Source organism: Streptomyces sp. DH41, from assembly GCF_029813785.1.
In the GTDB taxonomy this organism is placed as follows: Bacteria; Actinomycetota; Actinomycetes; order Streptomycetales; family Streptomycetaceae; genus Streptomyces.
The window spans coordinates 236,977-260,298 of sequence record NZ_JARVKY010000010.1 but is presented as its reverse complement, the minus strand read 5'-3'; the positions used below and the strand labels follow the sequence as shown (position 1 = coordinate 260,298).

At 70.7% G+C, this 23,322-nt stretch carries 19 protein-coding genes; 13 read left to right on the top strand and 6 right to left on the bottom strand.

Annotated features, from left to right (window positions below):
• Nucleotides 1-230: 230 nt before the first annotated feature.
• Nucleotides 231-1,313 (bottom strand): NDP-sugar synthase, encoded by a 1,083-nt coding sequence (locus QC283_RS19060; RefSeq protein ID WP_279562759.1) that lies wholly within the window; start codon nucleotides 1,311-1,313, stop codon nucleotides 231-233.
• Nucleotides 1,314-1,443: 130 nt separating this feature from the next.
• Nucleotides 1,444-2,781 (bottom strand): peptidoglycan recognition protein family protein, encoded by a 1,338-nt coding sequence (locus QC283_RS19055; RefSeq protein WP_279562758.1) that lies wholly within the window; start codon nucleotides 2,779-2,781, stop codon nucleotides 1,444-1,446.
• A 139-nt stretch (nucleotides 2,782-2,920) separates the two neighbouring features.
• Here QC283_RS19055 and QC283_RS19050 point away from each other — a divergent pair, with 139 nt between their 5' ends.
• From QC283_RS19050 to QC283_RS19015, 8 genes are all read left to right on the top strand, one after another.
• Nucleotides 2,921-3,685 carry a TIGR03089 family protein gene (locus tag QC283_RS19050; protein ID WP_279562757.1) on the top strand — a complete coding sequence of 255 codons (765 nt, stop codon included), beginning with the start codon at nucleotides 2,921-2,923 and terminating at the stop codon, nucleotides 3,683-3,685.
• Nucleotides 3,686-4,038: 353 nt separating this feature from the next.
• The gene (locus QC283_RS19045; RefSeq protein WP_443032644.1) at nucleotides 4,039-5,253 is read left to right on the top strand and encodes an LCP family protein; all 1,215 of its coding nucleotides are present in this window, start codon (nucleotides 4,039-4,041) and stop codon (nucleotides 5,251-5,253) included.
• Nucleotides 5,254-5,533: 280 nt separating this feature from the next.
• The gene (locus QC283_RS19040; RefSeq protein WP_279562756.1) at nucleotides 5,534-7,321 is read left to right on the top strand and encodes an LCP family protein; all 1,788 of its coding nucleotides are present in this window, start codon (nucleotides 5,534-5,536) and stop codon (nucleotides 7,319-7,321) included.
• 211 nt (nucleotides 7,322-7,532) lie between these two features.
• Nucleotides 7,533-7,952: a spore-associated protein A gene (locus QC283_RS19035; RefSeq protein ID WP_279562755.1), complete on the top strand. Its 420-nt coding sequence runs from the start codon at nucleotides 7,533-7,535 to the stop codon at nucleotides 7,950-7,952.
• A 353-nt stretch (nucleotides 7,953-8,305) separates the two neighbouring features.
• Complete coding sequence (locus tag QC283_RS19030; RefSeq protein ID WP_279562754.1) at nucleotides 8,306-9,970, top strand: LCP family protein; 1,665 nt, start codon at nucleotides 8,306-8,308, stop codon at nucleotides 9,968-9,970.
• A gap of 204 nt (nucleotides 9,971-10,174) precedes the next feature.
• Nucleotides 10,175-11,926, top strand: a complete 1,752-nt coding sequence (locus QC283_RS19025) for an LCP family protein (protein WP_279562753.1) — start codon at nucleotides 10,175-10,177, stop codon at nucleotides 11,924-11,926.
• 78 nt (nucleotides 11,927-12,004) lie between these two features.
• Nucleotides 12,005-13,684, top strand: coding sequence for an LCP family protein (locus tag QC283_RS19020; protein WP_279562752.1), 1,680 nt, complete (start codon nucleotides 12,005-12,007; stop codon nucleotides 13,682-13,684).
• A 186-nt stretch (nucleotides 13,685-13,870) separates the two neighbouring features.
• Nucleotides 13,871-14,308 carry a spore-associated protein A gene (locus QC283_RS19015; protein WP_279562751.1) on the top strand — a complete coding sequence of 146 codons (438 nt, stop codon included), beginning with the start codon at nucleotides 13,871-13,873 and terminating at the stop codon, nucleotides 14,306-14,308.
• A gap of 87 nt (nucleotides 14,309-14,395) precedes the next feature.
• On the opposite strand, the gene QC283_RS19010 is transcribed toward QC283_RS19015, so the two are convergent.
• Nucleotides 14,396-15,436: a glycosyltransferase family 2 protein gene (locus QC283_RS19010; protein WP_279562750.1), complete on the bottom strand. Its 1,041-nt coding sequence runs from the start codon at nucleotides 15,434-15,436 to the stop codon at nucleotides 14,396-14,398.
• A gap of 137 nt (nucleotides 15,437-15,573) precedes the next feature.
• On the opposite strand from QC283_RS19010, the gene QC283_RS19005 reads away from it, so the two are divergent.
• On the top strand, nucleotides 15,574-17,085 hold the full coding sequence (locus QC283_RS19005) for an LCP family protein (RefSeq protein ID WP_279562749.1): 1,512 nt from the start codon (nucleotides 15,574-15,576) through the stop codon (nucleotides 17,083-17,085).
• Between the two features lie 25 nt (nucleotides 17,086-17,110).
• On the opposite strand, the gene QC283_RS19000 is transcribed toward QC283_RS19005, so the two are convergent.
• On the bottom strand, nucleotides 17,111-18,397 hold the full coding sequence (locus QC283_RS19000; protein ID WP_279562748.1) for an LCP family protein: 1,287 nt from the start codon (nucleotides 18,395-18,397) through the stop codon (nucleotides 17,111-17,113).
• Nucleotides 18,398-18,514: 117 nt separating this feature from the next.
• On the opposite strand from QC283_RS19000, the gene QC283_RS18995 reads away from it, so the two are divergent.
• Nucleotides 18,515-19,081 carry an acyl-CoA thioesterase gene (locus tag QC283_RS18995; RefSeq protein WP_279562747.1) on the top strand — a complete coding sequence of 189 codons (567 nt, stop codon included), beginning with the start codon at nucleotides 18,515-18,517 and terminating at the stop codon, nucleotides 19,079-19,081.
• 42 nt (nucleotides 19,082-19,123) lie between these two features.
• On the opposite strand, the gene QC283_RS18990 is transcribed toward QC283_RS18995, so the two are convergent.
• Nucleotides 19,124-20,281 carry an acyl-CoA dehydrogenase gene (locus tag QC283_RS18990; RefSeq protein WP_279562746.1) on the bottom strand — a complete coding sequence of 386 codons (1,158 nt, stop codon included), beginning with the start codon at nucleotides 20,279-20,281 and terminating at the stop codon, nucleotides 19,124-19,126.
• Nucleotides 20,282-20,461: 180 nt separating this feature from the next.
• On the opposite strand from QC283_RS18990, the gene QC283_RS18985 reads away from it, so the two are divergent.
• Complete coding sequence (locus QC283_RS18985) at nucleotides 20,462-21,805, top strand: UDP-glucose dehydrogenase family protein (protein WP_279562745.1); 1,344 nt, start codon at nucleotides 20,462-20,464, stop codon at nucleotides 21,803-21,805.
• A gap of 110 nt (nucleotides 21,806-21,915) precedes the next feature.
• On the opposite strand, the gene QC283_RS18980 is transcribed toward QC283_RS18985, so the two are convergent.
• Nucleotides 21,916-22,422 (bottom strand): CGNR zinc finger domain-containing protein, encoded by a 507-nt coding sequence (locus tag QC283_RS18980; protein ID WP_279562744.1) that lies wholly within the window; start codon nucleotides 22,420-22,422, stop codon nucleotides 21,916-21,918.
• Between the two features lie 99 nt (nucleotides 22,423-22,521).
• Here QC283_RS18980 and QC283_RS18975 point away from each other — a divergent pair, with 99 nt between their 5' ends.
• Both QC283_RS18975 and QC283_RS18970 read left to right on the top strand, forming a co-directional pair.
• Nucleotides 22,522-22,893, top strand: coding sequence for a VOC family protein (locus tag QC283_RS18975; RefSeq protein WP_279562743.1), 372 nt, complete (start codon nucleotides 22,522-22,524; stop codon nucleotides 22,891-22,893).
• A 35-nt stretch (nucleotides 22,894-22,928) separates the two neighbouring features.
• Nucleotides 22,929-23,321, top strand: coding sequence for a VOC family protein (locus QC283_RS18970; RefSeq protein ID WP_279562742.1), 393 nt, complete (start codon nucleotides 22,929-22,931; stop codon nucleotides 23,319-23,321).
• Nucleotide 23,322 lies beyond the last annotated feature (1 nt).

Genomic DNA, 23,322 nt, shown 5'->3' with positions numbered 1-23,322 from the left:
GTTGCGGGTGTGGGGCGGCTGCCCGGCATGAGTGTGGGGCGGCTGCCCGGCATGAGTGTGGGGCGGCTGCCCGGCATGAGTGTGGGGCGGTTGCCCGGCATGAGTGTGGGGCGGTTGCCCGGCGTGGGTGTGGGGCGGGGGTGGGTGCGTGGCCCGGCGCTGCGGGGTGCCTCCCAGGCCGTTCAGGCACTGGGGGAGGCACGACTGCCCGCAGTGGCGCGAGTGCGTGGCTACGCGTCTGAGGAGAAGCGCAGGGATGCCGGGGGGATGTGGGCGTCGCACCAGATGCGGGCGCCGGAGCGGAGTTCGTTGTCGGCGCCGATGACGGCGCCGTCCCCGATGACCGTGTCGCTGAGTATCGAGCGGGTGCCGACGCGGGCCCGGGTGCCGATCAGGGAGTCGGTGATGACGGCGCCCGGTTCGATGACGGCGCCGGGCAGGATCGTGCTGCCGAAGACGCGCGCGCCCTCCGCCACGAAGGCGCCCTCGCCGACCACCGTGCCGCCGGCCAGCTTGGCGTCGGGCGCGACCCGTGCCGTGGGGAGGACGAGACGGTCGCCGCAGCGGCCCGGTATCGCCGGAGACGGGGCACGGCCCAGGACCAGGTCCGCCGACCCGCGTACGAAGGCCGCCGGGGTGCCCAGGTCCAGCCAGTACGTGGAGTCCACCATGCCCTGGAGGTGGGCTCCGGTGGCCAGCAGTTCCGGGAAGGTCTCGCGTTCGACCGAGACGGGGCGGCCGTGCGGGATCGTGTCGATGACCGAGCGGCGGAAGACGTACGCCCCCGCGTTGATCTGGTCGGTGACGATCTCCTCGGGGGTCTGGGGCTTCTCCAGGAAGGCCAGCACCCGGCCCGTGTCGTCCGTCGGGACCAGGCCGTACGCCCTCGGGTCGGTCACCTTCGTCAGGTGCAGGGAGACGTCCGCGCCCGTCGTCTCGTGCGTGCGGACCAGCGCGCCGATGTCCAGGCCCGTCAGGATGTCCCCGTTGAAGATGAGGACCGGGTCGTCGGGGCCCGAGTGCAGCCGGGACGCCACGTTGCGGATCGCGCCGCCCGTGCCGAGCGGCTCCTCCTCCGTGACGTACTCGAGGTGGAGGCCCAGGGACGAGCCGTCACCGAAGTGCGGTTCGAAGACCTCTGCCAGGTAGCTCGTCGCGAGGACGATGTGGTCGACGCCCGCCGCCTTCGCCCGCGCCAGCTGATGCGTGAGGAACGGCACCCCCGCCGCCCTGACCATGGGCTTGGGCGTGTGCACCGTGAGCGGACGCAGCCGCGTGCCCTTGCCGCCGACCAGGAGGATCGCTTCTGTCACCGTCGTCTCTGCTTCCTGCCGGGACCGGCCGAACTTTCTTTCGGCCGGCCAGTGTATGCAGACCGTTCCATGGCGTCTTCGATGGCCGTGCGGTGGGTCGTGCGGTGTAGCGGTGCGGCGGTGTACGTCCTCAGCGGCCCTGGTACTTCGCCGCCGTCGAGCGGGTCGTGCCGAGCTTGCCGTAGAGCGCCTTGCCGGGGCAGCTCGTGGCGAAGCCGTCGCGGTGACCGGAGATGACGTTCAGTCGTACGTTCTTGCCTTTTCGGTAGAGATTGCCACCACCGGACTTCAGGTATGTCTTTCCGCGCGGATTCATGCCGTTCAGACCGAGCTTCCACGCGGTGAGGCGGGCGACCGCCTTCACGGCGGCGGACGACGGCTTCTTGGAGCTGTAGGTGCCGAGGACGGCGATGCCCATGCTGTTGGAGTTGAACCCCAGGGTGTGGGCGCCCAGCACCGCCTTGGACACGCCCCCGGCCCGCCCCTCGTAGATCTTTCCGCACTTGTCGACGAGGAAGTTGTAGCCGAGGTCGCGCCAGCCCATGCTGTTGACGTGGTAGCGGTAGATACTGCGAATGACTGACGGCGCCTGCTTGCAGGTGTAGTTGTTGCCCGTGGCCGAGTGGTGCACGAAGGCCGCCTTGACCTTCTTCGTGTACACGAACTTCCGATCGCGCAGGCTCTCGTCGGCGCCCCAGCCGCGGCGCGTGGTGATGCTCGGGCGGGGGCCGACGTACGGCTTCGCTCTCTGCCCCGCCGCCGGGATCTCGGTGGCGCCGAGCGGGGCGAGGCCGGCGTTGACGGCGGAGGCGGCGACGGCTTTCGCGGACTCGGCCGTCATGGCCGTGGTGCGGGGGCCCTCCTCCGGGCCCGGGGCCGCCGGGGGCGGGGTGGCCTGACCGGGGTCGACGAGTTCGAGGCGCATGCCCGTGGGGAGGGGGGAGGCGGCGGCCTCGGTGGCCTCCGCGGCCTTGACGGCTTCGGGAATTCGCTCCGCCCTGACCCGTACCTCCACGCCGTCGGACTCGCCCACCCACAGCGGGGCGGTGGCGCCGCGGACGCGGCCCGAGGTGCTTTCGGGGGTGCCGGGGTCGGCGGCGTGGTCGGCGTTGTGGGTCTCCAGCTCCTGCCAGCCGGACCAGGTGCCGGTGGCGGTGGCACGGGTGCGGACCTGGACGTGGCCGTGCAGGTCGGTGTCCGGGTTGTCCCAGACGACACCGACCAGCGAGAAGTGGCGTACGTCGCGGCGGGGCACGCCCTGTTCGGCGGCGCCGGGGGCGCGGTTGTGGGTGAGGGGGGCGAGGGGCAGCGACTGGGTGCTGCCGGGGACGTGTGCCTCGGACCGTGCCGTTCTTCCGGTCGTGGGCTCGGCCGCGGAGGTGGCTGCCGCCGCCGCGGGCGGGGCGAGCGGGAGGGCCAGGGCCGCCGCGCACGTGACACCGATCGAGGAAGCAAGAAATCCACGCATGCCATTGATCGTTGACATTGTCGTACAAATCTGTCCATTCGTGACCTGACGGGCTGTAGGGCGTTTTCGTCCGATCCGGTGGCCGCGCGGTACGCCGTACGCTCGGTGCGCGCCCCAGGGCCCGCGTACGCTTGCGCGGATGAACGCGACCGACCGCACCCCTGCCGACCTGCTGAGTTCCGCGCTCGCCGCGGACCCGGGACGCCCCCTGGTGACCTTCTACGACGACGCCACCGGCGAACGCGTCGAACTGTCCGTCGCCACCTTCGCCAATTGGGTGGCCAAGACGGCGAATCTGCTCCAGGACGAACTGTCCGTCGAACCCGGCGACCGGGTCGCTCTGCTGTTGCCCGCGCACTGGCAGACGGCGGTGTGGCTGCTGGCGTGCGCGTCGGTGGGTGTCGTCGCCGACGTGGCGGGTGACCCGGCGGCGGCCGACGTGGTCGTGAGCGGGCCGGAGCCTGAGGCGCTGGAGGCGGCACGGGCGTGCTCGGGCGCGCGGGTCGCGCTGGCGCTGCGGCCGCTCGGTGGGCGGTTCGTGCCGCGGCCGCCGGAGGGCTTCGCCGATTACGCGGTGGAGGTGCCGGGGCAGGGCGACCGGTTCGTGCCGTACGTGCCGGTGGATCCGGAGACGCCCGCGCTGATCGTGGCCGGGCGGGAGTTCAGCGGGGCGGAGGTCGTGGAGCGGGCTCGGGCGGAGGCGTCCGGGCTGGGGCTCACGGGGTCGGGGGCGCGGATCCTGTCGGGGTTGCCGTACGACACGTGGGAGGGGTTGAGCGCGGGGTTGTACGGGCCGTTGGCCAGCGGGGGCTCCGTGGTGCTGTGCCGGCATCTGGAGCAGGCCGGTGCCGGTGTCGTGGACCAGCGGATCGAGTCGGAGAGGGTTTCGGCCACGGCGCGGTGAGGTGCCTGCCCCGGGGGGGGCGGGGACTCGGTGTCGGGGTGGGGCCCTGGGACGTGTGACCCGGCGCTGACGAGGGGTCCGCCGTGGGTACGGGGCGCAAGCGACCCGGGGCTGACGGGGCGCCCGTCCCGGAAGCCAGGCCGGACGCGACCCGGGGCTGGCGGGGCGCCCGACGTCCGTGCCGGCGCGGGGCAGTCCCCCGGGGTGGGACCTGCGCGGTGGGGGCCGGGCACGGCGGTGGCGCTGCCGGACGATCCGGGTGTGCGTGACCCGTTCGGGTCAGTCCCGTGCCGCCCCGGGCGCTCGACCGGGTCATGGTCGTAGGAGCGCACGTGAGCGGGACGGAGGGAGACGTGGGCGATGACGACGCGGACGCGCCCCTCGGTGAGGGCGGCGCCGAGCGTGCCCCGGGGCCCGGAGCGGGGGTTTCCGCGACAGGGAAGGGGCTGAGGCGGCGGCGTCGGAGGCGGCGGCTGGGGTGTTCGGGGCTCGCGATCGCCGTGCTGGCCGCCGGTGCCGTGGGCGCCGGGTGGGCCGTGTACACCAAGCTGGACGGCAACATCACGTCGGACGAGGCGGCGGCGGCCGAACTCGCCCGGTACGAGAAAGAGCGGCCCACCGCGTTGGTCCGCGACGCGCGGAACGTCCTGCTGATCGGCTCCGACTCGCGCTCCGGTGACGGCAACGCGCGCTACGGCCGGGACTCCGGGACCGAGCGGTCGGACACCACGATCCTGCTGCACCTGGCCGCCGACCGGGACAGCGCCACCGCCGTCTCCCTCCCCCGCGACCTGATGGTGGACGTGCCCGACTGCCGCCGCCCCGACGGGTCACGCGCCGAGCCGGTGTTCACGCAGTTCAACTACGCCTTCGCGGCGGGCGGTTCGGCGTGCACGGTCCGGACGGTGGAGAAGCTGACCGGTATCCGGATCGACCATCATGTGGTCGTCGACTTCCAGGGCTTCAAGGAGATGGTGGACGCGCTGGACGGCGTCGAGGTGTGCCTGCGGAAACCGGTCGACGACAAGGACGCCAAGCTGAAGCTGCCCGCGGGCCGGGTGACGCTCGACGGCGAGCAGGCGCTCGGTTACGTCCGCGCCCGCAAGTCGCTAGGAGACGGCAGCGACACCGACCGGATGGACCGGCAGCAGCGTTTCCTGGGGGCGCTCGTCAACAAGGTGCAGAGCAATGACGTACTGCTGAATCCGGTGAAGCTGTATCCCGTTCTGGACGCGGCCACGTCGTCGCTCACCACGGATCCGGATCTGGCGAACCTGCGTGGTCTGTACGACCTCGTGCGCGGGCTGCGCGGAATTCCCACCGAACGCGTGCAGTTCCTGACCGTTCCCAGGGAGTCGTACGCGGGTGACGCCAATCGCGACCAACTCGTGGAGCCCGCCGCCGAGAAGCTGTTCACCCGCCTGCGGACGGACGAACCCGTGGCGATCACGGCGGCGACCGAGCGGGACAAGGCGACCGGTTCCGGGAACTCCCGCGAACCCGGCGCCGGCGATTCCCCGGCGCCGACGTTCAGCGGGAACACCGCCGCGGAGGACATCTGCGGGTAAAGAGCGTTTCAATAAGGCGCGCGGCACAGGCGGGGCGAACGCGGGGCTGGGGCGGGGATGCTGTGAAAGAGGCGGACAATTCTCCAAGGAATGCGCCGGATTGCCCAGTTGTAAGTTCCGTGGAATGCGGCACTGCCGTCGCCCCGCACCGGACAGGGCGGTTAGTGTGAGCGATCCGGTGCGCCTGGCCATGAAACTCAGCCCAGGGCCGTGCACCGAGTGAGACCGGGCGCCTGGAGGGGAGGGCGCCGCGTGGCCCCGACGGAGGATTCGGACAACCGTGGACGCGCAAGGCCGTGGGCGGTCGGAGGACATCGACCCCGCAGACCAGTGGGTACTCAACCCGGACACCGGTGAATACGAACTGCGACTGAGCCCTTCCGCACCGCAGTCACCCGTCCCCCGCCCCCGTGGCGCGACACCCGGCACAACCCGTGGCTCCCGCGGTTCCGGCACACCCAACGGGTCACGCGGCCGCGGCGCACAGGCGTCGGCGCCCGCGTCCTCGGCCGCCCCCGGCGGTGAGGTCCCCCCACCCCGCAGGCGCCGTACGGCACCCGAGGAGCCGCCCCCCGGCCGGCGCGGCCGACGGCGGCCGGCCAAGAAGAAGTCGAAGAGCAAGAAGGTCCTGCTGTGGACCGGCGGCACCATGGCGCTCGTCGTCCTCACCGCCTGTACGGCCGGTTACCTCTATCTGGAGCACCTCAACGACAACATCAAGTCCGTCGCGGACGACGGTGCGAGCACCGGTGGCTTCCAGAAGGACAAGGCGATCAACATCCTGCTGATCGGCACGGACAAGCGCACCGGTGTGGGCAACGAGGGTTACGGCGACACGGGCAGCGCCGGCCACGCCGACACCACGATCCTGCTGCACGTGGCCGAGGACCGCTCCAACGCCACCGCGCTCAGCATCCCCCGCGACCTGATCGTCGACATCCCCGACTGCCCGACCACGCAGGAGGACGGGTCCAAGAAGGTCATCCCCGGCTCCACCGGCGTCCGCTTCAACAACAGCCTCGGCCAGAGCGGCCGTACGCCCAGTTGCACCATGCGGACCGTCACCGAGCTGACCGGGGTCACACCCGACAACTTCATGGTGGCCGACTTCAACGCGGTCAAGACGCTCACCACCGCGGTCGAGGGAGTCGAGGTGTGCCTGGCGAAGGACATCAACGACCCCGACTCACACCTCAATCTGCGGGCCGGCAAACGCACCATCGAGGGCGAGCAGGCGCTGGCCTTCGTGCGCACCCGGCACTCCGTGGGCTTCGGCGGCGACCTCAGTCGCATCGAGATCCAGCAGCAGTTCCTCAGCTCGCTGATGCGCAAGCTCAAGTCCAACGACACGCTCACCAGCCCCTCGAAGATGGTCAAGCTGGCCGAGGCGGCCACCGAGGCGCTGACCGTCGACTCGAAGCTGGACAGCATAGGCAAGCTGAAGGACCTCGGGCTGGAGCTGGGCAAGCTCAACACCAAGAACCTCACCTTCGCCACCGTGCCGGTGAAGGACAACCCCGCCGAGAAGGTCAAGGCGACGGTCGTCCTTCAGGAGGGGCCCGCCCAGCAGGTCTTCGACATGATCAGGAACGACATCTCCTTCACCGAGGTCAAGCGCAAGGAGAAGAAGGAGGAGGACAAGGAGGCCGCGGCCGTCGCGGCCCGCCTCAAGGGCGAGAAGTCCGACCCCTCCGAGGTCCGCGTCCGCGTCATGAACGGCGGCGCCCCGGCCGGCAGTGCCCAGCAGGAGCTCCGGTACCTCCAGACCGAGGCCGGCGTCACCAAGTCCGAGAACGCCGGCAACGCCGACGCGGAAGTCGCCAGGACCACCCTCGAGTACGCCCCCGACCAGGCCGCCCAGGCCCGCGCCCTCGCCGAGATCCTCGGCCTGTCCGGCGCCGCCATGAAACCCGGCGAGAGCACCGCCAACGCCCAGGGCCTGCCCACCATGACCCTCACCCTCGGCAAGGACTTCAAGGGCGCCGGCGTCAAACTCGACGCCACCTTCGGGAAAGCGCCCGAAGAGGCCCAGAAGTCCACTGCGGACAAGGTCGAGTGCGCGAAGTGACCTGACGGGCCGCCCCACGGGCGTGTGACCGCACGTGTCGGCCATCACCCCTGCCTATCCGGCCATTCCCTGCGCGGGATCACCGCACTTGATCCAGCCATGTCATGATCTTGAGCGGTTCCAGGCCGCCGCCCTCGGCCATCCCCGGGCGACGACCTGCGCCACGAACCAGGTTCCTTCGACGTCGCGCCGAACCGACAGGAGTTCACTCATGCGTCTGCCCAGACGACTCGCGTCCGCCGCTACAGTCCTCGGCCTCACCACCGCGGGAATGGCCGTCACGGCCGGCACCGCCGAGGCGGCCTCCTACAACAACGCCTGCGGTTCCGGTTACAGGGTGATCAACTCGATGGATGTCGGCGGGGGCAACACGTTCCTGACCTACAACAGCTCCACCGGGTACAACTGCGTCGTGACCGTGGGCGACGCCCCGGGGACGCCCCAGATCCTGGGGGCCAACCTGCGGCGCCACAACACGTCCACCTCATGGCCGGCCGGCACGCAGGACGACGGGGTCTACAACTACTACGCGGGTCCCGTCTACCTCTACGCCCCGGGCTCGTGCATCGACTGGGGCGGCCGCGCGGAGTCCAACTACACGCGTATCAACTACGGCGTCCACTGCGGCTGACAGCGACCCACCGGACGGCTTGAGGCCGCGGGAGCGATCACGCGGCACCTGACCGCTTTCGCCGCCGGGCGCGACGTGCCCTGCGACGGGGCGGCCCGGACCGGTCAGGACTCCCCCGCCCCCTTCCCCTCCCTCTCCCCCTCCTCCCCCTCCTCGGCACGGACTTCGGGGCGCCGGCTTCAGACTCGACGCCGCCCCCGTGAAGGTCGCGTGCCCGAAGTGACCTGACGGGCCCCGCGCGCGTCTGACAGTCCGTCGGGACGTCCGTACAGCCAACGAGGGGGCCCGTACGTCCAACTGCGCGAAGAGGTCGCGTACAGGGACGCGTTCGCGGGCCCGAGGGGGAGAGGGACATGACGCAGAGCGGTGTGCACGGGGAGGGAACACCAGCGGGCGCCGTCCGGCGCGCCCGTGACGACGGCGGAGCGAGCACGGGCGGGCAGGGAGGCCCTGGGCGCGGAAACGGCAGGCGACGGCGACGCTCCGGGCGCCGGCATCGCGCGCTGCGGTGGTCCGCGACGACCCTCGCGGTCCTGATACTCGGCACGGCCGGCGCCGGATACCTCTACTACGAGCATCTGAACGGCAACATCGAGAAGGGCGAGCGCAGCAGCGGCGACTCCAAGGCGCGCCGGACCGAGCCGAACGCGGCCGGGCAGACTCCCCTGAACATCCTGCTGATCGGCTCCGACAGCCGCGCCTCCGATGCCAACGTGGCGCTGGGAGGCGGCAGGGACACCCGCGACGAACCGCCGCGGGGCGACGTGCAGATGCTCGTCCATCTGTCGGCCGACCGCGAGAACGCCTCCGTCGTCAGCATCCCTCGTGACACCCGGGTCGACATCCCGGAGTGCACCGACCCGGAGACCGGCAAGACCTACCCGGCGACCAACGCGATCATCACCAACTCGCTGGGCCGAGGCGGCGCCGGCTGCACCCTGGCCACCTGGGAGAACCTCACCGGGGTCTACATCGACCACTGGATGACGATCGACTTCGCGGGCGTGGTGTCGATGGCGGACGCCGTCGGCGGGGTCGAGGTCTGCGTGAACCAGAACGTGTGGGACCGCCCGCTGCCCGGCGTGCCGGGCGGCTCCGGCCTGAAGATGTCCTCCGGCCCGAAGAAGGTGCGGGGCGAGCAGGCGCTCCAGTGGCTGCGCACCCGGCACGCCTGGGGCAGCGACGTGCTGCGGGCCCAGGCGCAGCACATGTACATGAACTCGATGATCCGCACCCTGAAGGGGCAGAACGTCTTCACCGACACCGGCCGGCTGATGGACCTGGCCGACGCCGCCACGAAGTCCCTGGGGGTCTCCGAGGAGATCGGCACGGTCAAGAAGCTCTTCGACCTGGGCATGCAGCTCAAGACGGTGCCCACCGACCGCATCACCATGACGACGATACCCACCGTCCAGGACCACCGGAACGAGAACCACCTGCTCCTGGACGGCGCCGACGCGGAGCGGATGTGGGCGATGCTGCGCGACGACGTGCCCTACGACGACAACGGGGGCAAGGACGACAAGGACGCGCAGGACTCCGCCACCGGAAAGGAGGCGGGAAAGGACGCCGACCGGAAACCTTCCGGGGACTCCCCCGCCCCCGACTCCGAGATAGAGGTCCTCGTCCAGAACGCGACCCGCTCCGCCACTCTCGGTCCGGTCGGCGGCCGTGCGGGCGCCCTCGTCCAGGCGCTGGTGGAGAAGGGCTTCGGCAAGGCGTCCAAGGACACCTCGTCCGCGCTCTCCGAGGAAAGGACCGTGGTCCGTTACCCGAGCGACGAGTTGGCGGGCGACGCCCGGCGCGTCGCCGAGGTGCTGGGAATTCCGGCGAGCGCGGTGCGCGAGTCGACGGACGTGTCCGGGATCACGCTCGTGGTGGGAGCGGACTGGCGCTCGGGGACGTCCTATCCGAAACAGAAGACGCCCGAGGCCGGAGACCTGCCGGAGAACAGCAACGCCCTGAACGGTTCGGACACCGACGAGTGCATGGACGTGTACCAGCCCTACCGATGGTAGGAGTTCATGAAAATAGGAGGAATTGCCCTGTTGTAGGGCCGTCGAATTTGTCACCAGTGTCGTTCGACGCTGAACTGGGCCGATAGTGTGAGCGCTCCAGTGCCCCCGCCGCGAGGTCCGCCCTGGCGTCGTGCACATGTTGACCCTTTATCGTGCACCTTCCGGGGAAGGTGCCGCGTGGCGCCGCCGGAGGATTGGGAGACCGTGGACGCGCAAGGACGTGGGCGGGCAGACAACGTCGATCCCGCAGACCAGTGGGTACTGAATCCGCGCACCGGTGAATACGAACTGCGACTGTCTCCTTCCGCACCGCAGTCGGCCGTCCCGGGCCCCCGCAGGAGCGCCCGCCGTGCGGGCGACGCCACGGACTCCTCCGCCGCCGACGGCGGCGCCGGCACGGCACGTCGCCGTACGGCCGCGCCCGGCCGCGAGGTCCCGCCCCAGCGACGGCGTCGTCCGGCACCCGAGGAGACGGCGCCGGGGCGGCGCGGGCGGCGGCCCGAGAAGAAGAAGTCGAAGGGCAAGAAGGCCCTGCTGTGGGCCGGCGGCAGCACGGCGTTCGTGGTCCTGGTGGCCGGTGTCGGCGGCTACGCCTACCTGAAGCACCTCGAGGGCAACGTCTCGACGACGGACGTCGGCAACGCCGGCAGCAGCAGCTTCAAGAAGGACGAGGCCTTCAACATCCTCATCATCGGCACCGACAAGCGCACCGGTGCGGGCAACGAGGGGTACGGCGACGCCGGCAGCGTCGGCCACGCCGACACCACGATCCTGCTGCACGTGGCCAAGGACCGCTCCAACGCCACCGCGCTCAGCATCCCCCGCGACCTGATCGTCGACATCCCCGACTGCGAGACCACGCAGGAGGACGGAACCAAGACGGTCGTCCCCGGGGAGCAGGACGTCCGCTTCAACAGGAGCCTCGGCGAGGGCGGCCGGAACGCGGGCTGCACCATGCGCACGGTGAAGGAGGCGACCGGCATCCAGCCGAACCACTTCATGATGGCCGACTTCAACGCGGTCAAGACGCTGACCACCGCGGTGGACGGGGTCACCGTCTGCGTGGAGCACGCCGTCAACGACAAGAAGTCCAAACTCGAGCTGCCCGCGGGCGAGTCCGTGGTCAAGGGCGAGGACGCCCTCGCCTTCGTCCGCACCCGACACGCCTTCGGCAACGAGGGCGACCTGGACCGCATCAAGGTGCAGCAGCAGTTCCTGGGCTCGCTCATGCGGAAGATGTCCTCGAGCGACACCCTCACCAGCCCCACCAAACTGGTGAAGCTCGCCGAGGCCGCGACCAAGGCCCTGACCGTGGACAAGCCCATCGGCAACGTGGGCACGCTCAAGGACATCGCCCTGGAGCTGAAGAAGGTGCCGACGAAGAACATCACGTTCCTCACGGTGCCGGTGAAGGACAACCCCGCCGAGAAGGTCAAGGCGACCGTCGTCCCCCTGGAGACGGAAGCGCCCCAGGTCTTCGACATGATCAGGAACGACATCTCCTTCACCGAGGTCAAGCAGAAGGAGAAGAAGGAGGCCGCGGCCGTCGCGGCCCGCCTCAAGGGCGAGAAGTCCGACCCCTCCGAGGTCCGCGTCCGCGTCCTCAACGGCGGCGCCCCGGCCGGCAGCGCGGGGCAGGAACTGACCTACCTCCAGACCGAGGCCGGCGTCACCAAGTCCGAGAACGCCGGCAACGCCGACGCGGAAGTCGCCAGGACCACCCTCGAGTACGCCCCCGACCAGGCCGCCCAGGCCCGCGCCCTCGCCGAGATCCTCGGCCTGTCCGGCGCCGCCATGAAACCCGGCGAGAGCACCGCCAACGCCCAGGGCCTGCCCACCATGACCCTCACCCTCGGCAAGGACTTCAAGGGCGCCGGCGTCAAACTCAACGCCAAATCGATCGAGACGCCGGACCTGCCGAAGACCACGGCCGACCAGAAGCAGTGCGCCAGTTGACCTGACGGGCCTGTCGTACGTCTCACAGGACGATGACGGGCCCGCGGTCTTGGCGCGGGGTGGGGAGGGGACGCGGACATGACGCGGAGCAGTGTGCAGGGGGAGAACACGCTGAAGGGCGCATCGGACGCCCCCGGGCGTGCGGAGACCACCGTCGAGAGCGCGGACGGGACAGAGGGGACGGAGGGCGAGGCGGGCTCCACGAGCGCCGCCGGCACCCCCGGCACCGACGACGGCGACGGCGGTGCCGAGGCCGTCAGACGCCGGCCCCGCGCAGGACGCCGTGCGCTGCGCTGGACCGCGGTGACACTCGCCGTGCTCATAGTGGGCACGGCGAGCGCCGGATACCTCTACTACGAGCACCTCAACGACAACATCAAGAAGGTCCCGCTGAACCTGGGCGACAGCAAGGTCGCCCCGCCGACACCGAACGCCGCCGGGCAGACCCCGCTGAACATCCTCGTGATCGGCTCGGACGCGCGCGACAGCGAGGAGAACCAGAAACTCGGCGGCGCCCGCGAGACGTTCGGCTCCACCCCGCTGGCGGACGTACAGATGCTGGTGCACCTGTCCGCCGACCGCAGCAACATGTCGGTCGTGAGCATGCCGCGCGACACCCTCGTCGAGATACCCCGGTGCACCGACCCCGACGACGGCGAGGTCTACCCGGCGAGCGAGGGCCGGACGATGACCAACCAGAGCCTGGGACACGGCGGTCCCGGCTGCACGGTGGCCACCTGGCAGGAGCTGACCGGCATCCACATCGACCACTTCATGATGGTCGACTTCGCGGGCGTGGTGTCGATGGCGGACGCCGTCGGCGGCGTCCCGGTCTGTGTGGACGCCAACATCCACTCGCGCGACGGCCAGGGCCACGGCTCCGGTCTCAAACTGGAGAAGGGCACGCATCCCATCAAGGGCGAACAGGCCCTCCAGTGGCTGCGCACCCGCTACGGCTTCGAGGACGGCAGCGACCTGGCGCGGGCCAAGGCCCAGCACATGTACCTGAACTCGATGGTCCGGACGCTGCGCGAGAACGCGACCCTGAGCAGCCCGAACAAGCTGCGCAGGCTGGCCGAGGAGGCCACCGGGGCGCTCACGGTCGACCCGGGCCTGGACACCGTCAAGAAGCTGTACGACCTCAGCAACGAACTGCGCGGGGTGAAGCCGGAGCGCATCACCATGACCACGATGCCCAACCGGTACGTGGGCGCCCGGGTGGAGCCGACCGAGGACGCGGAACAGTTGTTCCGGCTGGTGCGGGAGGACATCGCGCTGGACGGCAAGGACGCGAAGAAGAAGGCTTCCGACGACGAGCCGAAGGTCTCGGACGACCCGGCCGCCGCCGACGACGAGATCGCGGTCCGGGTCCGCAACGGCACCCGCACCGACCGTCTGGGCCTGGCCCGCGGACGTGCGACCACGGTCGCCGGACTACTGGTGGAGCAGGGCTTCGCCAAAGCGGTCGCCGACTCCTCGGTACTGCCCAGCGAGAGCCTCACGGTCGTCCGCTACCCGACCGCCGACCTGGAGGGCGACGCGCAGCGCGTGGCCAAGTCCCTGGGCATTCCGACGAGTTCGGTGCACAGGTCGACCGACGTCTCGGGCGTCACGCTCGTCGTCGGCGCCGACTGGCGCGAGGGTACGGCGTACAAGGCACCCGCGGCTGACGACAAGACCCCCGATTCGGCCAAGGCTCTCAACGGCGGCGACGAGAGCGCCTGCATGCACGTGAACCCGGCGTTCACCTGGTCCTGACCACCGTCCCCGCGTACCGCCGCCCGTCACCGGGTTCCGGCGGCGTCCGGGTGCGGGAAGTCAAGTACCTCCAACTGGCCATTGTCTCGCCGGAAACAAGCCAGAAGCACACCTGAGCGGGTCTCGAACATGTGATCGGTGATCGAATACCCACGACTTTTTCGCACCCCTCAGGAGGCTGTACCCATGCGCAAGAAGATCGCCGCCGTCTTCCTCTCGGCGATAGCCCTGATCATCGCCCCCCTGGCGACGAACGCCAGTGCGACGACCCAGAGCGGTGCGGTCAGTCTGGCCAGATCCGCCTGCGGCTCCGCCTACAACGTCACGGTGGAAGTGGGCGATCAGGGGCTGCCCAACCGGTACTACTGGCACGTACTGCTCTACAACCCCTCCAACGGCTATAACTGTGCCGTCCTCGTGAAGGACAGCGGTAACAGCAACTACGGCTCGCCGAGCTCGATGAGCGTCGCCATCAGGGCCGCCGGCGGCAGCTGGCACCGGGACAGCGGTTCCTACACCACGTACGCCGGACCGGTCTACGTTCACGCGCCCAGCACGTGCGTCTACCTGAACACCAAGGTCCCCAACCACGAGTGGACGAGTTTCGCCCTGGGATGCAACTGACCACTGCCGAAGCACCGGCCCTGCGAACGGGGGCGGGACCCATCTCCTCGATGGGCCCCGCCCCCGTTCACACGGTGCTGCCGAGTCCTAGGGCCTGTCCGCCTTCGGGTCGACGACCGCCGGGCGCCGCGAGGCGATGACCCGCTTGGCCAGCGACCGCGGGCTGGTCAGAAAACCCCAGCCCCACGACATGTGCATGGTCGCCAGCGCCACCGGGATCTGCGCCCGCGCCTTCGGCCCCAGCCCCTTGCCCGCCGGGAGCGAGCCGGCGACGATCGCGGCCAGGTAGCCGCCGGGTACGACGAAACCCCACGGGGTCAGCGCCGCGCCCACCACGACGCCGGCCGCGATGGCGCACACGGCCGTCGGCGGGGCGAGGTAGCGCAGGTTGATGGAGCCGGAGTGGTAGCGGGCGACGACGTGCCGCCAGCGGCCGTAGTCCTTGTACTGCTTGGCCAGCGCCCGCACGCTCGGCCGCGGCCGGTAGGACACCTTCAGCTCCGGCGAGAACCAGATCAGACCGCCGGCCTCGCGGATGCGGAAGTTCAGCTCCCAGTCCTGGGCGCGGATGAACTCCTCGTTGTAGCCGCCCTGCCGCTCCAGCGCCTCGCGGCGGAAGACCCCCAGGAAGACCGTCTCGGCGGGGCCCGCCCGGCCGCCCGTGTGGAAGACCGCGTTGCCCACGCCGATCTTCGACGTCATCGCGGCGGCGACGGCGTCCTCCCAGGCGTTCTCGCCCTCGGCGTGCATGATGCCGCCGACGTTCTGCGCGCCGGTCTCCTCGAGGAGACGTACGGCCGTGGAGATGTAGTTCGGCGAGAGCATGCCGTGGCCGTCGACGCGGACGACGACCGGATGGCGCGAGGCCTTGATCGCGGCGTTCAGCGCGGCGGGCGTACGGCCGGTGGGATTCGGCACGGTGTGTACGCGCGGATCCTCGGCGACGAGTTCTGCGGCGATCTCGTCCGTACGGTCCGTGGAGGGACCGAGGGCGATCACGACCTCCATCTCGCCGGCGTACTCCTGGGCGAGGATGGCGCGGACTGAGCCGCGCAGATGCCGTTCCTCGTTGAGGACGGGCATGATCACGGAAACGGCGGGCAGCCGCACGTCGGACTTGGCGTTCATCGGTGCTCACGTTACCGCGAACGGGGGACAAGGGTGCGCGCCGCGGGGTCACTGCCCCGGGCAGCAGATCGTATGGGCCTACGGTGCTCACGGATCCCACGTCCGGCCGCACGGCCCGTCCCCGCGGAGGTGTCACCTTGCCCACGCCGCCCCGCTCCCCCCGGGTCCCGGCCGCGTCCCCCCGTGGCGGTCCTGAGCCGCGGCCCGGCGGCGCGCGTCCGTCCCGCCGCCCGCCGAGGCCCCCCGTACGACGGAAGCGGCCGCGCTGGGCCGTGCGGGCGGTGACCGCGCTGTCGGTGGTGGTGCTCGCCTCCGCGGGGATCGGACACGCCGTGCTCGCCGGCCTCGACGCGGACATCTCGCGGGTCGACGCCTTCAAGGACATGAAGAACCGGCCGCGGGCGGGCGACGGCATGAACATCCTGCTGGTCGGCACCGACGGCCGCGACCGGATCAGCGAGGAGGAGCGGCAGAAGTACCGCCTCGGCGGCGCCCCCTGCCACTGCACCGACACGGTCATGATCGTGCACATCTCGGAGGACCGGGAGCGCGCCAGCGTCGTCAGCCTGCCGCGCGACTCGTACGCCGAGACGCCCGACCACACCGACCGCACCACCGGCGAGCACCACAAGGGGCACCCCCTCAAGCTGAACGCGGCCTACGCCGAGGGCGGCCCGCAGCTGACCATCCGCACGGTCGAGAACATGACCCGTGTGAAGATCGACCACTATCTGGAGGTCGACTTCACCAGCTTCATGAAGACGGTGGACGTCCTCGGCGGCGTGGAGATCTGCACCGTCGAGCCGCTCAAGGACAGCCACACCGGGCTCGACCTGCCGGCCGGCACCCACCGGCTGATGGGCGGGCAGGCGCTGCAGTACGTCCGCGCCCGCCACCTCGACGGGGCCTCGGACCTGAGCCGGATGAAGCGCCAGCAGCGTTTCCTGGCCGCCCTGGTCGACCGGGCGACCTCCTCCGGGCTGCTGCTGAACCCGCTCAAGTTCCGCGACGTCACCCAGGCGGTACTGGGCTCGGTACGGGCCGACGAGGGCTTCGGCACCGACGAGCTGCTGGCGCTGGGGCGGGCGATGCGGAACTTCTCCCCGTCGTCGTCCGAGTTCACCACCGTGCCCATCGGGCAGATGGGTCACGACGTCAAAGGCGTCGGCTCGACCCTGAAGTGGGATCCGGCCGAGTCCGAGCGGATCTTCGACGCCCTGCGTGAGGACCGGCGGCTGGCCGCGCCCGAGCCGAAGCCGAAGGGTCCGGCGCCGGTACGTGTTCCGGTGGACCCGGAGCAGGTGCGGGTCCAGGTGGAGAACGGCACGCGCACGCCGGGACTCGGCAAGCGGGTGGACGACGCGCTGGCCGCGGCCGGGTTCCGCACCACCCGGGTGCCCAGGAACGCCGTCGACCGCGCGGTCGAGCGGACCGTCGTCGCCTTCGACCCCCGCTGGGACCGCTCCGCGAAGTCGCTGGCCGCCGCCCTGCCGGGCAGCGAGCTGCGGCCGGTCGAGGGCCAGGGCCCGACGCTGAAGGTGATCGCGGGCGCCGGCTTCGAGGAGGTCGTGAAGGTGAAACCGGCGGACCCGCCGCGGGAGTCGGGCACCGTGGTGCGCGGCGACGAGGTGGCCTGCGGGAAGCGGTGACCGGGGCCGGGCGTGCGCACGGGTGTCAGTTGCCCTTGACGGTGACCTTCTCGTCGTTCTTCAGCTGCTCCACGAGCTGCTTCACCTTGGCGTCGTCCCACTTGAGGTTTCCGCCGACGCTGCCCGAGACCGGCATGTTCATCGACGTGCCGTCACCGCCGCTGACGCTCTTCATCGCCCAGAACATGCCGGCCAGGTCGAACAGGCCCATGTCCTTGTCGACGATGAGGGAGTCCAGGCCGGCGCCCATGGTCGGGTACAGCTTGAACGGGTTGAGGACGGTCGACGGGGTGGCCACCTGGCTCGCCAGCGCCGACAGGAACTTCTGCTGGTTCTTCGTCCGGTCCAGGTCGGAGCCGGCCAGCGCGTAGCGGGTGCGGACGAAGGCGAGGGCGTCCTCGCCGTTCAGGGTCTGCTTGCCCTTCTTGAGGTCCGCGCCGGACTTGGGGTCCTTGATGTCCTGCGGGATGTCCATCTCGACGCCGCCGACCGCGTCCACGATGTTCGCGAAGCCGGCGAAGCCGATCTCCACGTAGTGGTCCAGGCGCAGCCCGGTGTTGTGCTCGATGGTGCGGACCAGCAGCTCGGGGCCGTCCTCCGCGTACGCGGCGTTCAGCTTCACGCGCCGGCCCGTGCCCTCGTACTTCTTGCCGGACTCGGAGCCGACGAAGCTCGGGATCTCCACGTCCGAGTCACGGGGCAGCGAGATCAGCGTCGACCCGTTGTCCCCGGTGTGCAGGATCATCATCGAGTCGGTGCGCTTGCCCTCGGCGGAACCGGTGTGCAGGTCCTTCTTCTGCTCGTCGGTCATGCCCTCGCGGCTGTCGGAACCGACGATCAGGTAGTTCGTGCCCTCACCGGCCCCGGGCCGCTCGATGACCTTGGACAGGTCGACCTCGCGGTTGAGCTTGGAGTCGGCCCAGAAGTAGGTGCCGACGGTGGTGACGACCAGCGCGGTCACCACGGTGATCGCGGTCCACTTGATCCGGCGCCGCCAGTCCGGCGCGGGCCGGCCCGGACCGGGACCGCCGGGGCCCGGCCCGGAGCCCCGGCCGCCGGGGCTGCCGTAGACCTGGCCGGTGTTGTAGCCGCTGTCGTACGTGTCCTGGCCGCCGTGACCGTCGACGTAGGAGGGCTGCTGCGGCACTGAGCCGCCGTAGGGCGGCGCCGCAGGGCCCGGGCCGGGCGGGGGCGCCTGGCCGCGGCGGACCTGTCGCATCACGCGGGCGCTCTCGGGCCGCGCGCTCGCGCTGCCGCGTCCGTACCGGCCGCCGCGGTTGTCACCGGTCGATGCCTCGGGCCAATCAGTCATGCGCACCAGTGTGCAGGTCCGCGCTGCGGGCCATAAGGGCCGTCGGAAAATAAGGTCAGCGCTGTTGCGAAGCTGACACAAATTACTCCGATGTCGTCCCGGCATAAGGTGGATGCCATGACAGACCAGGCAGAACAGGCCTCAGCCGCGCACTCGGCGACTCCGGAGATCCCGGGCAAGCCGACCTCGGCGTCCCGCACCACGCTCAGCCACATCATGACCCACAGCGACACCAACCTTCTGGGCACGGTGCACGGCGGAGTGATCATGAAGCTCGTCGACGACGCGGCGGGCGCCGTGGCCGGACGGCATTCCGGCGGCCCCGCCGTCACCGCGTCCATGGACGAGATGGCGTTCCTCGAACCGGTCCGCGTCGGCGACCTCGTCCATGTGAAGGCCCAGGTCAACTGGACCGGCCGCAGCTCCATGGAGGTCGGCGTCCGGGTCCTGGCCGAACGCTGGAACGAGTCCACCCCCGCCACCCAGGTCGGCTCGGCGTACCTGGTCTTCGCCGCGGTCGACGCGGACGGCAAGCCGCGCACGGTCCCGCCGGTCCTCCCGGAGACCGGGAAGGACATGCGCCGCTACCAGGAGGCCCAGATCCGTCGCACCCACCGCCTGGCCCGCCGTCGCGCGATCATGGAGCTGCGGGAGCGGCGGGTGGCGGAGGGGTACGAGGACTGACACAGGGCCCCGAGGGGCACAGCCCCGCGTCCGGCCCGGGTCCTACGGCAGGTTGCGCGCCATGACGATGCGCTGGACCTGGTTCGTGCCCTCGTAGATCTGCGTGATCTTCGCGTCGCGCATCATGCGCTCCACCGGGTAGTCACGGGTGTAGCCGTAGCCGCCGAGGAGCTGCACCGCGTCCGTGGTGACCTCCATCGCCACGTCGGAGGCGAAGCACTTGGCGGCGGCGCCCTGGAAGGTGAGGTCGCCGTCGCCGCGCTCCGACTTCGCCGCGGCGGCGTACGTCAGCTGGCGGGCGGCCTCGATCTTCATGGCCATGTCGGCGAGCATGAACTGGATGCCCTGGAAGTCGGCGATCGGCTTGCCGAACTGCTTGCGCTCCTTGACGTAGCCCTTGGCGTAGTCGAGGGCGCCCTGGGCGATGCCGAGGGCCTGGGCGGCGATGGTGATGCGGGTGTGGTCCAGCGTCTTCATCGCGGTGGCGAAGCCGGTGCCCTCCTCGCCGATCATGCGGTCGGCGGGGATGCGGACGTTGTCCAGGTACACCTCGCGCGTGGGCGAGCCCTTGATGCCGAGCTTCTTCTCCGGGGCGCCGAAGGAGACGCCCTCGTCGGACTTCTCGACGACGAAGGCGGAGATGCCCTTGGAGCGCTTGGTGGGGTCGGTGACGGCCATCACCGTGTAGAACCGCGACTCGCCCGCGTTGGTGATCCAGCGCTTGACGCCGTTCAGGATCCAGTGGTCGCCGTCGCGGACCGCCTTGGTCTTCATGCCGGCCGCGTCGGAGCCCGCGTCGGGCTCGGAGAGGCAGTAGGAGAACATGCCGTCGCCCTTGGCGAGCGGGGCCATGTACTTCTTCTTCAGCTCCTCGGAGCCGGAGAGGATCACCGGGAGGGAGCCGAGCTTGTTCACGGCGGGGATGAGGGAGGACGACGCGCAGACGCGGGCGACCTCCTCGATGACGATCACCGTGGCGAGGGCGTCGGCGCCCGCGCCGCCGTACTCCTCGGGGACGTGCACCGCGTGCAGGTCGTTCGCGGTCAGGGCGTCGAGGGCCTCCTGGGGGAAGCGGGCCTCCTCGTCCACCGCGGCGGCGTGCGGCGCGATCTTCGCCTCGGCCAGGGAGCGGACGGCGTCCCGGAGCATGTCGTGCTCCTCGGACAGGCGGTACAGGTCGAAGTCAGCCGATCCGGCCAAGGTCTCTCACGCTCCAAAACGCTGTGATGCTGGGCACGCTAACTACCGTTAAGTAACCCAAATTTTAGAGCCCCCTCCGCGCCGTGGATAGGTGAGGTTGACGACAGCCGCCCGAAAGGCTTCCGCCGCGTCCCGGATATGCTCGGGCGCGCACCTCAGCCGTACACCTCTGGAGCACCCATGGCCCTCAAGATCACCGTGATCGGCACCGGCTATCTCGGCGCGACCCATGCGGCGGCCATGGCCGAGCTGGGGTTCGAGGTGCTGGGCCTGGACGTGGTGCCCGAGAAGATCGAGATGCTCCAGCGGGGCCAGGTCCCGATGTACGAGCCGGGGCTCGAGGAGCTGCTGGGCAAGCACGTCGCCGGGATCGAGGGGTCCAGCGGGCGACTGCGCTTCACCACCGACTTCGCCGAGGTCGCCGCCTTCGGCGACGTGCACTTCCTGTGCGTGAACACGCCGCAGAAGCACGGCGAGTACGCCTGTGACATGTCGTACGTCGAATCCGCGCTGGCCTCGCTGGCCCCGCACCTGACCGGCCCCGCGCTCGTCGTCGGCAAGTCGACCGTGCCCGTGGGCTCCGCCGACCGGCTGGCCCGCTGTCTCGCCGAGCAGGCGCCGGCCGGTGACGACGCCGAGCTGGCCTGGAACCCGGAGTTCCTGCGCGAGGGCTTCGCCGTGAAGGACACGCTGCACCCCGACCGGATCGTGGTCGGCGTGCGCAGCGAGCGGGCCGAGAAGCTGCTGCGCGAGGTGTACGCGACGCCGGTGTCGGAGGGCTCGCCCTTCGTCGTCACCGACTTCCCGACGGCCGAGCTGGTGAAGACCTCCGCGAACTCCTTCCTCGCCACCAAGATCTCCTTCATCAACGCGATGGCGGAGGTGTGCGAGGCGGCCGACGGCGACGTGGCCAAGCTGGCGGAGGCGATCGGGTACGACGACCGGATCGGGAAGAAGTTCCTGCGGGCCGGAATCGGGTTCGGCGGCGGCTGTCTGCCGAAGGACATCCGGGCGTTCATGGCGCGCGCCGGTGAGCTGGGCGCCGACCAGGCGCTGACCTTCCTGCGCGAGATCGACTCGATCAACATGCGCCAGCGCGGCCAGATGGTGGAGCTGACCCGGCAGGCGCTGGGCGGCGGCCCCTTCCTCGGCAAGCGGGTCGCGGTGCTCGGCGCCACCTTCAAGCCCGACTCGGACGACGTACGGGACTCCCCCGCGCTGAACGTCGCCGGGCAGGTCCACCTCCAGGGCGCCCAGGTGACGGTGTACGACCCCAAGGGCATGGAGAACGCCCGGCGGCTGTTCCCGACGCTCGGTTACGCCGACTCCGCGCTGGAGGCGGTGCGGGGCGCGGACGTCGTCCTGCACCTGACGGAGTGGCGGGAGTTCCGCGAGCTGGACCCGGAGGCGCTGGGCGAGGCCGTGGCGGCCCGGGTGATCCTCGACGGGCGCAACGCCCTGGACCCGCAGGCCTGGCGGAAGGCCGGCTGGACGTACCGGGCGATGGGCCGTCCGACGGCGTAGCCCCGGCCGATCGACGGGTGACGCCGGTTCGGCCGAGGCTCAGTCGGCCGAACCGGCGTCATCCGCATTCTGCCCCACGGGCGGCCCGGCGGCCGGTGAACCCCTGTGGGTCACGCCTCCTTGGCCCGGTACCGGCGCATCTTGGCGCGTGCCCCGCACACCTGCATCGAGCACCAGCGCCCGCGTCCGGCAGGGCTGCGGTCGTAGTACGCCCAGTGGCAGTCGGCGGCCTCGCAGGCCTTCAGCCGGGTCCAGGTGCCCGCGACCAGCGCCTCGGCGACGGCGGCGGCGACCCGGGCGGGCAGGGAGCCGTCCCCGGCCGGAGCGAGGGCGGCGGAGCCGTCGGCCGCGTCGACCGTCACCACCAGCGGGGCCCCGGCCAGCAGCTCGCCCAGCGGGGTCACCACGCGGTGCGGCGGGTGGCCCGCGTGGGCGAGCAGGGTCGCGCGCAGCGACTCGCGCAGCTCGCGCACCCCCGGTACGTCGTCCTCCGTCAGGCCGAACCGCGCCCGGCCCTGCGGTGTGTCCAGCGAGTCGGCGCCCGTCTCGACGTCCAGCGTGTTCACCAGGGTCTCGACCAGGTCCAGGCCTCCCGGCGCGGGCGATCTCTCACTCATGCTTGCGACGTTACCGGCAATACGGCAGCATGCAGTAACCGTTACTGGTTACCCGTACTTTGCCGGTAACCGAAGGACGCGGACTTCAAGGAGGAAGTCATGGCTGTCGCCGAACTGGGCGTCGTCGTCCTGGACTGTCCCGACCCCCACGCACTGGCCCGCTTCTACGCCGACGTCCTCGGCGGCACCGTCGAGGACAAGAGCGACGACCAGTACGAGTGGGTCGACCTGAACCTGCCCGGCGGGCGGACGCTGGCCTTCCAGGGCTCCCCCGGCTACGTACCGCCGAAGTGGCCCGGGCCCGACGGCGCGCAGCAGTTCCACCTCGACCTCGACGTGAAGGACCTGGACGCGGCGGAGAAGGCCGTGCTGGAGCTGGGCGCGAGGCCGCTGGACGCGGAGGACCGGGCCCGGACCTTCCGGGTTTACGCGGACCCGGCCGGGCACCCGTTCTGCCTCTGCGCCTGCTGAGCGAGACCCGGACCGCCCACACCGGAAGGTTCCCCATGGCACCCGTGGCACGTTTGCGTTCCGTCGTCGTCGACTGTCCCGAGCCCCGCGAGCTGGCCCGCTTCTACGCGCGGGTCGGCGGCGGCACCCCCGACGAGCAGGATCCCGACTGGGTGGTGCTCCAGGTGCCCGGCGGGCCGAGGCTGTCCTTCCAGCGGGCGCCGGGGCTCACCCCGCCTCAGTGGCCGCGCGCCGACCGCGACGCCCAGCAGTTCCACCTCGACTTCGACGGCGGGGCGACCTGGGAGGAGATGGACGCGGCGCACGAGAAGGTGCTCGCGCTGGGCGCCCGGCCGCTGGACCTGGAGGACCGGGAGAAGAAGGATTTCATGGTGTACGCCGACCCGGCGGGGCATCCGTTCTGCCTGTGCCGGATCGAGCACGCGTGAC